This is a genomic window from Streptomyces sp. NPDC052687 (assembly GCF_040678395.1).
Lineage (GTDB): Bacteria > Actinomycetota > Actinomycetes > Streptomycetales > Streptomycetaceae > Streptomyces.
Genome location: NZ_JBFATR010000002.1, coordinates 389,032 through 402,047 on the forward strand (window position 1 = coordinate 389,032; position 13,016 = coordinate 402,047).

Below are 13,016 nucleotides of genomic sequence, written 5' to 3' on the forward strand. Positions count from 1 at the left end.
ACTGAACGGTAGGTGGCTAGAGGCGTGCGTCAGACGACGCTGCGAATCCTCCGGACGGCGGGCCGGACGGGCAGCGCGGCCAGGAGGCCGTCCGGAATCCGAGCGCTGGACGCGGGGACGACCGTCACCCGGCGCAGCCCGGGGAACAGCTCGGGAATCCGCGTCAGGTCCTCCGTGCCCTGGACGTCGTTCAGCCGCAGGCTGGTGATCCGGGGCAACGGCGGCCCTTCCCAGCCCACCGCCCGCCAGTTGATCCGCAGCTCGGTCAGCTCGGGCAGCCGGGCGATCTCCTCGTGGTCCCGCGCGGTGAGCGGGGTGTCCAGCCGGGCGAGGCTGAGCTGCCTGAGCCGGTGGAAGCGGTGCAGGCCGCGCAGTCCGGTGTGACGCGTCGCCGTCTTGGTGAGCCGCAGATAGCGCAGCGGAAGGTCGACGGGCACGGCCTCGTCGAGGCTCGCGGCCTCCAGGCGCACGCCCACGTCGAGCTGGTCGAGCGTGGGACGGCAGGCGGCGAGGGGGTGCAGCGCGTCCGGCCGCTCCAGCCCCGGCAGCAGGTCCAGCGACAGCCAGGTCAGCGGCAGCGCGGCGAGCGGCGTGAGGTCGTCCACGTGAGGGGCTCGGCTCAGGTCCAGGTGGGTCAGCCGCCGCAGGCCCGCGAGGCAGCCCAGGTCCCGCAGCGCGTCGTTGTCGCGGATGATCAGCTTCCTGACGCGCTCGGGCACGAGGCCCGCCGCGATCGCGTCCGCCGGGAGGTCCCCGGTCAGCTGGATCTTCCGGCGCCCGCCCAGTTCCCGCAGGAAGCCGAGCTGGCCGGCGGTGTGGGCGGCGAAGAACAGTCCCGTCTCCCGCAGGTGCGCGATGACCTCCTCCCCGTACGGCCGCTCCGGGAACCGGTGCCAGGTCCAGGTCAGCTGGGCCCGTACCTCCAGTGAGGGGTGCGCCCGGAACCGGGCCAGCACCGGGAGCGCCGCCTCCGTGCCGATCAGCGACGCGGTGACGACGACCGCCCGCGCCTCCTCGTCGCTCAGCCCCTCCGGCCCCGGCAGCAGTTCCAGGGCGAGCGGCCCGGCCTCGGCGAGGGCGCGGGCCTCCCGGACGGTGCGGGGCGGGATCACCGCGGCGGCCCGCCGCTCGACCTCTTCGCGGACCCGGGGGTCGAGTTCGGTGGCGTGCTCCAGGCAGGCCAGCGCCAGCAGGCGTACGCGGGTGCTCGCGGCGCCCTCCAGGCGGTCGGCGGCCGCGGTCAGGCCGCGCAGCAGGTCGGCGCGTTCGCGGGGCCGGGCGTGGGCGACGGCCATGCGGATCACGTCCGCCCACTGCTCGTCCGCGGCGCCCCGCACCAGCAGCCCGAAGTCCCCGTCCTCCACGGCGGCCCGCGCGCCCAGGTAGTCCTGGAAGGTGCGGTGCACGAACTCCACGGTCCCGGCGGCCGGTTCGCGCAGCAGGCCGCTGCGCAGCAGCAGATGGCCGAGGATCCGCTCGGCGTCGCCCTGGGCGGCCGCGGCGGGCAGGGCGGGCAGGACGTCGGCGATGATCCGGACGGCGCGTTCGCGGTCCAGCTCGCTCTGGTGGTTGCGGATCAGCCAGTAGGCGAGGCGCTGGAGCAGCTGGATCTGGGGCTGCTCGGTGAGGTGGATGCCGTCGCCCGGCGTGATCATGTCGCGTTCCTCGTCCCGGCGGGCGAGCAGCATCGACAGGGCGGCGTCGTACAGCTCCTGCCGGCCGTGCGGCAGATAGCCGCGCCGGTCGCGGTGGAGCGCGCAGATCAGGCCGCACATGAGCGGGTTGGTGGCGAGCCGGCCGAGGTCGGGCTTGGTGCGGACGGCGTCGAGGAGGGAGCGCTCGTAGGCGTCGAGCCGGCCGGGGTCGGGGGCGTCGGCGCGGGCGGCGGTGTGCCAGCGGGTGATGAAGGCGGTGACGTCCTGCCGGCGCATCGGGGTGAGCGCGAGTTCGGTGAACCCGTCGGCGGCGAGCCAGTCCGCGCGCACGGCGGAGGGGCGGGAGGTGACCAGCCACCGGTTGCCGGGATAGACGTCGAGCAGGTCGCGCAGCCAGCGGCGGGTCCGCTCGCGGTCCCGCTCGGGGATCTCGTCGAGGCCGTCGACGAGGAGCAGCCCGCGGCCGTCGCCGAGCACCCGGTCGGCCCAGCCGTCGGGCTGGGTGGCGTGGAAGGGGACGCTTACGGCGGACAGGAAGGCGTCCGGCGCGGGCAGGCCGTCGGGGCGGCGGACCAGGGTGCGCAGCGGCAGCACGAACGGCACCCGGCCGCCGGGCGCGCCCGGCCCCGCCTCGTCGCGCTCGCCCCGGGCGGTGGTGACGGCGAGCCACTGCACCAGCGTGGTCTTGCCGGAGCCGGCGACTCCGCGCAGCAGCACCCGGTCGTGTCCGTCGAGCGCCCGGTCGGCGGGCAGGGCGGTGGCGGCGGAGACGGCGGGGGCGCCGTCCGGTCCGCCGGAGGGCGCGTCGCCGTCGTCCGGGTGCAGGGCGGTCAGGCTCAGGTAGGCGGCGTCCAGGGGCCAGCGGTCGGGGGAGTCGGTCAGGTCGATGCCGTAGATCGTGAGGTGGGCGTGGCGGGTGGCGACGTAGGAGAGATAGCGCTGTTCGAAGGCCTGGTCGGTGGGGCCCGGGGGCGGGGTGCGGGCGATCAGCCGGTCGACGCGGGTCAGCAGCTCGCGCTGGCGGCGGGTCTGTTCGACGAGGGTGCGCGCGACGAAGGTGGACCGCTGGGTGAAGAAGTGCAGGATGTGCAGGCAGGCGGTGGTGAGCAGCCGGTCGAGGAAGAGCCCGGCGTCGCGGGAGAGGTGGCGGGCCGGGTCGCCGGCGGCGGCGCGCAGCCGGGCGGCCAGGGCCTCGGGGCCCAGTTCCACGGCCTGGACGTCGGTCATGGTGAGGTCGCCGAGGGCGTGGAGGGTGTCGGCGAGGGCGTGGGCGACGGCCTCCTCCTCGCCGTCGGGCAGGGGGCGCTCCCCGGGCCCGGCGGCCTGGAGGGCCTGCCGGACCAGTTCCGCGGCCAGGCGCCCGACGTCGGTCCGGCCGAGCCGCCGCTTCTCGCCGCGGAAGGACACATGGCCGGAGATCCGCACGGGCCGGTCGACCAGTCCCGCGCCCGGCCCCTCGGTCACGAAGAGCCTTCGTATGAGCGGCGTCACAACGCCGGACGCCAGCCTGACGCCGATGGCGGTCGGTTCCACCCCGGTCTCCCCCGAAATCCGTCGACACCCCGTCTGACCAGCAGCGTAGCGCCCGTCACATTCTCCGGTCGGTCGATCTTGCGGGCTGGTGACATGCCGCACAGGCGTTTTGTCCGGTACTAGCCGGAATAGTGGAAAAGCAGATTCGGGCAAAAGGGACCTTCTTCCCGGAACCGCTTGGCTCGAATCGGCGTCTTGCTGTGGTTCGTCCCGAATGAGGGCTCTGTCAAGAGTCAGGGGATTTCCGGCTCACGTACTAGCTTGAGCCGTAGATCAGCGTTTTGGGCCTTTGTGGAGGGCCGGGTTACCAAGAGATGGCCATCCGGAGCCGCGGTCCGCGGACCGGGTGGTTCTCTCTGTCCCCGACCTTCCGAGGTACCGAATGTCCCCGCGCGTCACGTCCCGTATTTCCCGTACGGCCCAGCTTCGTACCCGTGCGGCCGTCCTCGCCGCCGGCCTGGGTGCCTCGGCCGTTCTGGGGGCCGGGATCGCGGCCGCCGCACCGTCCTCCGCCCCGGCCGCCGTCACCGCCACCACCGCCGCGGCCAAGAAGGCCGCCGGCTGGGTCGCCCCGGTGAAGGGCTACACCAAGACCGCCAGCTTCGCCCAGAACGGCGCCCGCTGGCAGTCCACCCACAGTGGTCAGGACTTCGCGGTGCCGACCGGCACCAAGGTCGTCGCCGCCCACGGCGGCACCGTCGTCAAGGCCGGCGGCAACGGCGCCGGTGACGGCCCCGCGTACGGCAACGCCGTCGTCATCAAGCACGGCAACGGCACGTACTCCCAGTACGCCCACCTCTCCACGATCAACGTGCGGATCGGCCAGATCGTCAAGACCGGCCAGCAGATCGCCCGGTCCGGCAACACCGGCAACTCCAGCGGCCCGCACCTGCACTTCGAGATCCGCACCTCCCCGAACTACGGCACGGCCATCGACCCGGTCGCCTTCCTGCGCGCCAAGGGCCTGAAGATCTGACGCTGCCGTACCGGTTCACCCCTCGCCGGCGACCCCGGGCGCCCGCCGCGCCCGGGGTCGCCGGCGTACGGGCCTACCCCTCCGACAGCGGCAGCATCGGATGGCTGCCCGTGTTCGTCGGCGCGTGTTCCGGCAGCCACAGCACGGCGACCGCGCCCTCGGCCGGGATGTGGGCCGCGGCCCCCGGCGGCCGTACGTTGCGGAAGGTCAGCCGGGCGCCCAGCACCCGCGCCTGACCCGCGGCGATGGTCAGGCCCAGCCCGTGGCCGTGCCCGGCGCGGTCCTTGCTGCCGGTGCGGAAGCGGCTCGGGCCCTCGGCGAGCAGGTCCTCCGGGAAGCCCGGCCCGTGGTCGCGGACCCGGATCACCCGGCCCTCGACGGTGACCTCGACGGGCGGGCGGCCGTGCCGGGCGGCGTTGGCGAGCAGGTTGAACAGCACCCGCTCCAGACGCCGCGGATCGGTGGTGACCTCCGACTCGTGCACCACGTGCACCCGGATGTCCGGGTCCTTCGCCGCGACCCGCCGGGCCACGAACTCGCCCAGCATGATGTCCTGCAGCTCCGCCCGCTCCGACGCCCCGTCCAGCCGCGCCACCTCCAGGACGTCCTCCACCAGGGTGCGCATCGCCTTCGCCCGGTCCAGCACCAGCTCGGTCGGACGGCCCGGCGGCAGCAGCTCGGCCGCGGTGAGCAGGCCGGTCACCGGGGTGCGCAGCTCGTGCGCGATGTCGGCGGTGACGCGGCGCTCGGCCTCCAGCCGCTGCTGGAGCGCGTCGGCCATCGCGTCGACGGCGCGGGCGAGGTCGTCGGTCTCGTCGCGCACCACCCCGCCGATCGCCTCCCGCACCCGCACGTCCGGCTCGCCCTTGGCGACCCGGTTCGCCGCGGCCGCCGCCTTGCGCAGCCGGCCCGACAGCTGCCCGCCGATCAGCACGCCGAGCGCGCTGCCGGCCAGGACCACCGCGATCGAGCCGATGACCAGGGCCTGGTCGAGGTCGTTGAGGATGTCGGTGCTGCGCTCGGTGAGGCCGGTGTGCAGGGACAGCACATGCCCGTCCGCGACCGGGACCGCCGCCCAGATGTCCGGTGAGCCGCCCGGCGGATCGGCCACGTACGTCGCCCGGCGCCCGGCCTCGACCTTCTCCCGCAGCTCGGCCGGCAGATTCGGGTCGTCGATCTTGACGTTGGCGAAGTTGGCGCGGTTGGACAGGTCGAAGGTGTGCTCGGCGATCTGCACGTCCGCGAGGTCGCGCTGGGCGATCTGGATGCGCTCGTCCGCCAGGTCCCGCGCGTTGTCCAGCATCGAGACCCGGGCCGCGTTGTGCACCACGAGACTCAGCGCGACCGCGACCAGCGCGCCGACCAGCGCGATCGCCGCACTCAGCTTCCACCGCAGCCCGGTCCGCAGCCCCGACCCGAGCTGCTCGCCGAACCGCTCTTCGAGGCGCGCGCGCAGGGCGGGGCCGCGGCGTGCGGCCAGGCCCGTACGGCCGCCGGGGCGCCCCCGGTCGCCGGGGCGCGCACGGTTGCCCAGGCGCCCCCGGACGCCGAGACGCGCCCTGAAGCCCGGGCGCGCGCCGCCCGTCGCGGGGCGCGCGGTCGGGCGTGTGATCCCCCGCATGACGTCGGCAGCCCCCGCTCAGGCCTTCAGTTTGTAGCCGAAGCCGCGGACCGTCTCGATCCGGTCCTGGCCGATCTTCTGCCGCAGCCGCTGCACATGGACGTCCACGACCCGGGTGTCGCCGCCCCAGCCGTAGTCCCAGACGCGCTCCAGCAGCTTGTCGCGGGAGAGCACCGTGCCCGGCGCCGCGGAGAACTCCAGCAGCAGCCGCATCTCGGTCGGCGTCAGCGCCACCGGCTGCCCGGCCCGGCGTACCTCCATGCCCTCGGTGTCGATCTCCAGCTCGCCGAAGGTCAGCACCCCGCCGGACGACCCGGCACCGGAGTCGTCGCCGCGGTCACCGCCGCTCGCGTGGCCGAAGCGGCGCAGCACCGCGCGGATCCGGGCGACGAGCACGGCACCGTCGAACGGCTTGGTGACGTAGTCGTCCGCGCCCGCCTCCAGGCCCAGCACCACGTCGATGGCGTCCGCCCGCGCGGACAGCATGATCACCGGCACGGTCGACTCGTCGCGGATCCGGCGGCACAGGCTCACCCCGTCCAGTCCCGGCACCATCACGTCCAGCAGGGCGATGTCCGGACGGTTCGCGCGGAACGACTCCAGCCCCGACAGCCCGTCGGGCATGGCCGTGACCGCGAAGCCGTCCCGCTCCAGGGCGAGCTGGGTGGCCTCGCGGATGACGTCGTCGTCCTCGACGAACAGGACGTGGGTCTGGTCTGCCATCCGGATGCTCCGTCGATTCTGGTCAGTTGCTCTCGGGCGCCGGGGCGGGCGCCTCCCCGACGGCGTTGCCGTACTCGTTGTGCATGCGGTAGTCCTCCGCGAAGCGGTTCCCGGTCCAGCGGTAGGTGATCACCACCTCGCCGGAGGGGTTCGAGACGGGGTCGCCCTTCTCGTACACCTGCCGGGTCACGACCAGATCGCCGCGGTCGATCTCCGCGTACACCGGGGACTCCTCCGCCCCGAAGACATTCTCGTACCGGCCGTCCGCCCGGTGATACACATACGAGCCGACGCCGACCGCGTCCCCGCACGTCAGCACGTTGACGACCAGGTCGTCCACGGCCCCGCCGGTCAGGTCGCCGTACGACACGTCGACCGGGTAGTCGCCGGGCACGCACGGCCGCAGCTCGCGCTTGACCGCCGCGGACACCCGCGGATCGCTGCGCACCAGCCGGACCGCGTCCATCCGGTTCGGTGTGACCGACGCCGAGGGCTGGTCGGAGGGCGCGGCCCCCGCACCCGCCACCGACCCGGCATGCGCCGGCCCCTCGTCCCGCGCGCCGGTGCCGCCCGTGCCGCAGGCGGCCGCGCACAGGGCGAGGGCGGCGAGTAAGAGCACCGCCCTGCCCGCCGCCCGGACGCCGTGGCCGTCAGGGTCGGTCCGCACCGATCCCGCGCCGCTCAGGCCGCGCACCGATCCCGCGCCGCTCAGGCCGCGCACCGCTCCCGCTCCTCACGCTCCAGCGCGCGTGCGTCCAGATCGCGGGCCTCCAGCTCCTCACGGAGCCGGGCGAGCGCCCGGTGCAGCGTGCTCTTGACCGTTCCGGCCGACATGCCGAGGGCCGCGGCCGTCTCCTCCGTGGACATCTGCTCCCAGTGTCGCAGCACGACCACGCTGCGCTGCTTGGGGGCGAGCACCTTCATGACGTCCATCAGCAGGGCGCGGTCCGCGTGCTGCTCCGTGGAGTCGTCGACCGAGGCGTCCGGCAGCTGCTCGGTCGGCACCTCCTCCAGCTTCCGCGCCCGCCACCACTCGGTCCGCGTGTTGATCATGACCCGGCGCAGATAGGCGTCCGCCAGCCGCTTGTCGGCGATGCCGTCCCAGCGGCCGTACGTCCGCGCCAGCGCCGTCTGGAGCAGGTCCTGCGCGTCGACCGGGTCCGGCACCAGACGCCGGGCGCTGCGCAGCAGCGCGTCCTGCCGGGTGCGGACGTACTCCTCGAACTCGAGCACCTCTCCCTGCGCCATGATCAACCGCCTCCGAATCCCCGTTGCCGTGCTCTGTCCCGTCCGTGCCGGGTACGGCAATGAAGCTACGGAGGCGTTGTCACGGGGCTGTCCGAAGCAGCCCGCGACTGTCAATCGGCTGTCCGTCGGTTGTGTAACGAAAGGAGGAACGGGGTAAAGCGGCGGACCGTTCGGTCCGGCGATGCGGCGATTCGTCCCATCGGCGTCTCCGCCGCCGTCCCCGCCGGCGCGGCGCACGCCGCACCGCGTCCGTTACGACGGCCGGCCCAGCGGCAGCCGGTACACACCGCCCGGCAGCGGCTCGACGAGCCCGTCTGCGACCAGCCCGTCCAGCGCCCGGGCCCGCTGCACCGGCTCGTGCCACACCCGGTCCAGCGCGGACTGCGGCACGGGACCGTGGGCCTCGCGCAGCACGGCGAGCAGCTTGCCGCGGACCTGGCGGTCGGTGCCCGCGTACGTCTGGCCGCGGCGCGGCGGGCCGTCGTGCTCCGGCTTGCCCGCCAGCCGCCAGGCGCACTGCGCGGCGATCGGACAGCGGTGGCAGGCCTCGTTTTTGGCCGTGCACACCAGCGCGCCCAGCTCCATCGAGGCGGCGGCCCAGCGCGCGGCGGTCCGCTCGTCCTCGGGCAGCAGCGCGCGGGCCAGCCGGCGCTCGGCGGCGGTGGTGGCGTTCGGCGGGTACCGCACCCCGGTGACCGCGCGGGCGAGAACTCGGCGCACATTGGTGTCCAGCACCGCGTGCCGCTGGCCGTACGCGAACGAGGCGACCGCGGCGGCCGTGTACTCGCCGATGCCGGGCAGGGCGAGGAGCTGCGCGTGGTCGGTCGGTACGTCGCCGCCGTGCCGTTCCGCTATCGCGACCGCGGCGCCGTGCAGGCGCAGGGCGCGGCGCGGGTAGCCGAGCCGGCCCCAGGCGCGGACCGCCTCGCCGGGCGGCTCCTGGGCGAGGTCGGCGGGGCGCGGCCAGCGCGCCATCCACTGCTCGTAGACGGGCAGGACGCGGTTGACCGGCGTCTGCTGGAGCATGAACTCGCTGACCATCACGCCCCACGGCCCGGCCTCGGGGCGCCGCCAGGGCAGATCGCGGGCGTGCTCGTCGAACCAGGCGATGACGGGGGCGTGCAGCTCCTCGCCGGGCACGTGGGGGGCGCCGGGCGCGCCGGATGCGCTGGGCGCGCCGGATGCGCTGGGCGCGCCGGGTGCGCTGGGTGCGCTGGGCGCGCCGGGTGCGCCGGACTGGGCGTCGGCGTCGGCGAGGCTGTCGTGGGCGCCGTCCGGAGAGTCGGGGATCGTGCAGTGCGGGGGCTTCGTGGGCGCAGTCATGGCCTTCCGATCCTGCCATGCCCGGGGCGGGGCACGGGGTTACGGCGGGGCGGGTCGGGTCGGCAATCCGTGGCCAGAGGTGCAAGGCGCGCGATCGCGAACGCGGGGGTGGTTGCCGAGGGGCGGAGCGGATCGGTGGGGCGGATCGCCGGAGCGGATCGGCGGGCGGATCGGCGGCGGTTCGGCGGGGCGGTTCCAGGGCTGGTTCGGGCGCCCGGCTCTCCCAGGTGTGCGGAACATCTGGTTCCGGAATGATGATCCGGAAAAGTTGCGGCTGGAGCGGCGGGTGGCGCAAGGTAACGCACCGATCTCTCGTACAGTTTGCGCCGTGGGATCTCTGCGCAATCCGGTCGGGCCGCTTCCCTCCTCCATCTACTGGCGACGGAGGGCCGTCCTGCTGTCTGTGATCGTCCTGTTGGCGCTGCTGGTCACCTGGGTCGTCACCTCGGGCGACGGCGGCGGATCCGACAACGCCGACGGTTCCAACGGCAAGAACCCGCTCCCCACGATCACCGCCGGACCGTCCGGGTCCGGACCGGCGATCAGCGAACGGCCGGGCGGGCGCGACGAGTCGGGCAGCGGAGACTCCGGCGGACCGGGGGACTCCGGCGGCTCCGGTGACGGTTCCGGCAGCGGGTCCGGTGACGGATCGGACGACGGGTCGGGCACCGGCACGGGGTCCGGCGGCGCAGGTGGTTCCGGCGGTTCCGGTGGCTCCGGAAGCGTGGACGGCAAGCCGGGCGACTCCGGTGCCGGGGCCGTCGGCGTGGGCGCGGGCGACGCGCTGCCCGCGGGCACCTCGCTGCCCGACTGCACGCCCGGCGCGGTCACGTTGAGCGTCCGCAGTGTCCGCAACTCCTACTCGCCGGACCAGACGCCCACGTTCCGCGTCACCGCGCGGAACACCTCCGGCAGCGACTGCAAAGTCGATCTGGGCCCGAAGGGCGCGGTTCTGACGATCACTCAGGCCGACGCCGACGACCCCTACTGGTCCTCCGCCGACTGCCCGAAGGGCGCCGCCCACCTCCGCTACCGGGTCCCGGCCGGCAGCAGCATCGCGTACACCGTCAAGTGGGACCGCAAGCCGAGCGCTCCCGAGTGCGCGACGCCTCCCGCGGGCTCGGCCAAGGCGGGCACCTATCTGCTGGAGGCCAAGGCCGCGGGCTTCGCGAAGGTGCAGACGTCGTTCGTGCTCGACGCGGACTGAGGCCGACAGGAGGAGGGCCGCACCCGGCAGGGGTGCGGCCCTCTCGCTGTCCGTGGGATCCGTCGCTCAGACGTACCGCTCCAGGATCGAGCTCTCCGCCAGCCGTGACAGCCCCTCCCGCACGCTGCGCGCCCGGGCCTCCCCCACGCCGTCCACGGTCTGCAGGTCGTCCACGCTCGCCGCGAGCAGCTTCTGCAGGCCGCCGAAGTGCTCCACCAGCCGGTCGATGATGGCGCCGGGCAGCCGCGGCACCTTGGCCAGCAGCCGGAAGCCGCGCGGCGACACCGCCGAGTCCAGCGACTCGGGCGAACCGGTGTACCCCAACGCGCGGGCCACCGTCGTCAGTTCCAGCAGTTCCGCGTGGGTGAGCGCGTCCAGCTCGGACAGCGCCTCGTCGACCGTGCGCGAGCGCTTGGCGGTCGGCTCGGGCACATAGTCCCGTACGACCAGCTCCCGCTCGGGCTCCACGCCGGCGATCAACTCGTCCAGCTGGAGCGCCAGCAGACGGCCGTCGGTGCCCAGCTCCACCACGTACTCGGCGATCTCGGTCGCGATGCGGCGCACCATCTCCAGGCGCTGGGCGACCGCGGAGACGTCCCGGACCGTCACCAGGTCCTCGATCTCCAGCGCCGACAGCGTGCCCGCCACCTCGTCGAGGCGGAGCTTGTACCGCTCCAGGGTGGCGAGTGCCTGGTTGGCGCGGGACAGGATCGCCGCCGAGTCCTCCAGGACGCGGCGCTGGCCGTCGACGTAGAGCGCGATCAGCCGCATCGACTGCGAGACCGAGACGACGGGGAAACCGACCTGCTTGCTGACCCGGTCCGCGGTGCGGTGCCGGGTGCCGGTCTCCTCGGTCGGGATCGTCGCGTCGGGCACGAACTGCACACCCGCCCGCAGGATCTTCGACAGGTCCGAGGAGAGCACGATGCCGCCGTCCAGCTTGCACAGCTCGCGCAGCCGGGTCGCGGTGAACTCCACGTCCAGCACGAAGCCGCCCGTGCACATCGCCTCGACGGTCTTGTCGGAGCCCAGCACGATCAGGCCGCCGGTGTTGCCGCGCAGCACCCGCTCGAGGCCGTCGCGCAGGGCCGTGCCGGGTGCCACGGCGCTCAGTGAGGCGCGCATCAGGCCATCGGCACCGGAACTCCCACCGGACTTTCCGGGAGCTGCCGCCCGGTCGTTGGCTGCCACTGCACTCCTCCGGTCGCAGGTTCTGGGGCGCTCCCGCAACGCGCACTCGGTTCGTACGGACGGGCGAGACCTGGGCAAAGTCTACCGGCGCTCCTCCGCCTCCCGGGGGGCCTCTCGGCGACGGGAGCGGGGGAGGACCCTCAGGGCGTCCCCTATGTCGGCGACTTCCAGCACCTTCATACCGGCCGGGATCTTCCCCGGATCGCCCGGCACCAGCGCGTGCGTGAAGCCCAGACGGTGCGCCTCGGAGAGCCGGCGCTGGACCCCGGTGACCCGTCTGACCTCGCCCGCGAGGCCCACCTCGCCGATCGCGACGAGGTTCTTCGGCAGCGGGGTGTCGCTCGCGGCCGAGGCGAGGGCGAGGGCGATCGCGAGGTCGGCGGCCGGCTCGGAGAGCTTCACGCCGCCGACCGTCGCGGAGTAGATGTCCCGTTTGCCGAGGGCGCTGATCCGGCCGCGCTGCTCCAGCACGGCCAGCATCATCGACACCCGGGACGTCTCCAGGCCGGAGGTGGTGCGCCGGGGCGAGGGGATCTGGGAGTCGACGGTGAGCGCCTGGACCTCGGCGACCAGGGGGCGGCGGCCCTCCAGGGTGACGGTCAGACAGGTGCCGGGGACCGGTTCGTCACGACGTGTCAGGAAAAGCCCGCTCGGGTCGGCGAGGCCCACGATGCCCTCGTCGTGCAGCTCGAAGCAGCCGACCTCGTCGGTCGCGCCGTAGCGGTTCTTGACGCCCCGGACCAGGCGGAGGCGGGCGTGCCGGTCGCCCTCGAAGTGCAGGACGACGTCCACCAGGTGCTCCAGCAGGCGGGGGCCGGCGATCGCGCCGTCCTTGGTGACATGGCCCACCAGGAGGGTGGACATGCCGCGCTCCTTGGAGGCCCGGATCAGCGCGCCGGCCACCTCCCGGACCTGGGCCATGCCGCCGGGCGCGCCGTCGATCTCCGGGGAGGCCACCGTCTGGACCGAGTCGAGGATCAGCAGCGAGGGCTTCACCGCGTCCAGGTGGCCGAGGACGGCCGACAGGTCGGTCTCCGCGGCGAGGTACAGGTGCTCGTCCAGCGCGCCGATCCGGTCGGCGCGCAGCCTGACCTGGCTTGCCGACTCCTCGCCCGTGACGTACAGGGTCCGGTGCTCCTCGCTCGCCGACTTGGCCGCCACGTCCAGCAGCAGGGTCGACTTGCCGACGCCGGGCTCGCCCGCGAGCAGCACGACCGCGCCGGGCACCAGGCCGCCGCCGAGCACCCGGTCCAGCTCGGGCACCCCGGTGGAGCGGGCCGTGGCCTGGCGGCCGTCGACCTGGCCGATCGGCAGGGCGGAGGTGGTGACGCGGCCCGGCGTCGTGGTCCGCACCGCGGGCGCGCCGTACTCCTCGATCGTGCCCCACGCCTGGCACTCGGGGCAGCGGCCGAGCCACTTCGCCGTCTGCCAGCCGCACTCGGTGCAGCGGTAGGACGGACGGTCCTTGGTGGTCTTCGTACGGGCAGCCATGCACGAAACCGTAACCGGCCCCACTGACAACGCCCCACCACCGGCCCG

Annotated in this window: 10 protein-coding genes; 2 read left to right on the forward strand and 8 right to left on the reverse strand. The window is 74.0% G+C overall.

Annotated features, from left to right (window positions below; translation table 11 throughout):
- Positions 1–29: 29 nt before the first annotated feature.
- Entirely contained in the window at positions 30–3,119 is a 3,090-nt protein-coding gene (locus AB0K92_RS04645) for an NACHT domain-containing protein (protein WP_365919342.1), read from the reverse strand.
- Between the two features lie 451 nt (positions 3,120–3,570).
- On the opposite strand from AB0K92_RS04645, the gene AB0K92_RS04650 reads away from it, so the two are divergent.
- The gene (locus tag AB0K92_RS04650) at positions 3,571–4,164 is read left to right on the forward strand and encodes a M23 family metallopeptidase (RefSeq protein WP_365919344.1); all 594 of its coding nucleotides are present in this window, start codon (positions 3,571–3,573) and stop codon (positions 4,162–4,164) included.
- A gap of 73 nt (positions 4,165–4,237) precedes the next feature.
- Here the strand turns inward: AB0K92_RS04650 and cseC are convergent, their stop codons facing one another.
- The 5 genes from cseC to AB0K92_RS04675 all read right to left on the reverse strand — a co-directional run bounded on the left by cseC (position 4,238) and on the right by AB0K92_RS04675 (position 9,079).
- Complete coding sequence (cseC, locus tag AB0K92_RS04655) at positions 4,238–5,785, reverse strand: two-component system sensor histidine kinase CseC (protein ID WP_365919346.1); 1,548 nt, start codon at positions 5,783–5,785, stop codon at positions 4,238–4,240.
- Positions 5,786–5,803: 18 nt separating this feature from the next.
- The gene (gene cseB, locus AB0K92_RS04660) at positions 5,804–6,508 is read right to left on the reverse strand and encodes a two-component system response regulator CseB (RefSeq protein WP_166001132.1); all 705 of its coding nucleotides are present in this window, start codon (positions 6,506–6,508) and stop codon (positions 5,804–5,806) included.
- Between the two features lie 22 nt (positions 6,509–6,530).
- Positions 6,531–7,175: a hypothetical protein gene (locus tag AB0K92_RS04665; protein ID WP_206313223.1), complete on the reverse strand. Its 645-nt coding sequence runs from the start codon at positions 7,173–7,175 to the stop codon at positions 6,531–6,533.
- A gap of 41 nt (positions 7,176–7,216) precedes the next feature.
- Positions 7,217–7,756 (reverse strand): SigE family RNA polymerase sigma factor, encoded by a 540-nt coding sequence (locus tag AB0K92_RS04670; RefSeq protein ID WP_043502979.1) that lies wholly within the window; start codon positions 7,754–7,756, stop codon positions 7,217–7,219.
- A 252-nt stretch (positions 7,757–8,008) separates the two neighbouring features.
- Positions 8,009–9,079: an A/G-specific adenine glycosylase gene (locus tag AB0K92_RS04675; RefSeq protein ID WP_365919348.1), complete on the reverse strand. Its 1,071-nt coding sequence runs from the start codon at positions 9,077–9,079 to the stop codon at positions 8,009–8,011.
- Positions 9,080–9,407: 328 nt separating this feature from the next.
- On the opposite strand from AB0K92_RS04675, the gene AB0K92_RS04680 reads away from it, so the two are divergent.
- Positions 9,408–10,286, forward strand: coding sequence for a hypothetical protein (locus tag AB0K92_RS04680; protein ID WP_365919350.1), 879 nt, complete (start codon positions 9,408–9,410; stop codon positions 10,284–10,286).
- 66 nt (positions 10,287–10,352) lie between these two features.
- Here AB0K92_RS04680 and disA read toward each other — a convergent pair whose 3' ends face one another.
- On the reverse strand, positions 10,353–11,477 hold the full coding sequence (gene disA, locus AB0K92_RS04685) for a DNA integrity scanning diadenylate cyclase DisA (RefSeq protein ID WP_166001139.1): 1,125 nt from the start codon (positions 11,475–11,477) through the stop codon (positions 10,353–10,355).
- An 81-nt stretch (positions 11,478–11,558) separates the two neighbouring features.
- The gene (radA, locus tag AB0K92_RS04690; protein ID WP_365919352.1) at positions 11,559–12,968 is read right to left on the reverse strand and encodes a DNA repair protein RadA; all 1,410 of its coding nucleotides are present in this window, start codon (positions 12,966–12,968) and stop codon (positions 11,559–11,561) included.
- Positions 12,969–13,016 lie beyond the last annotated feature (48 nt).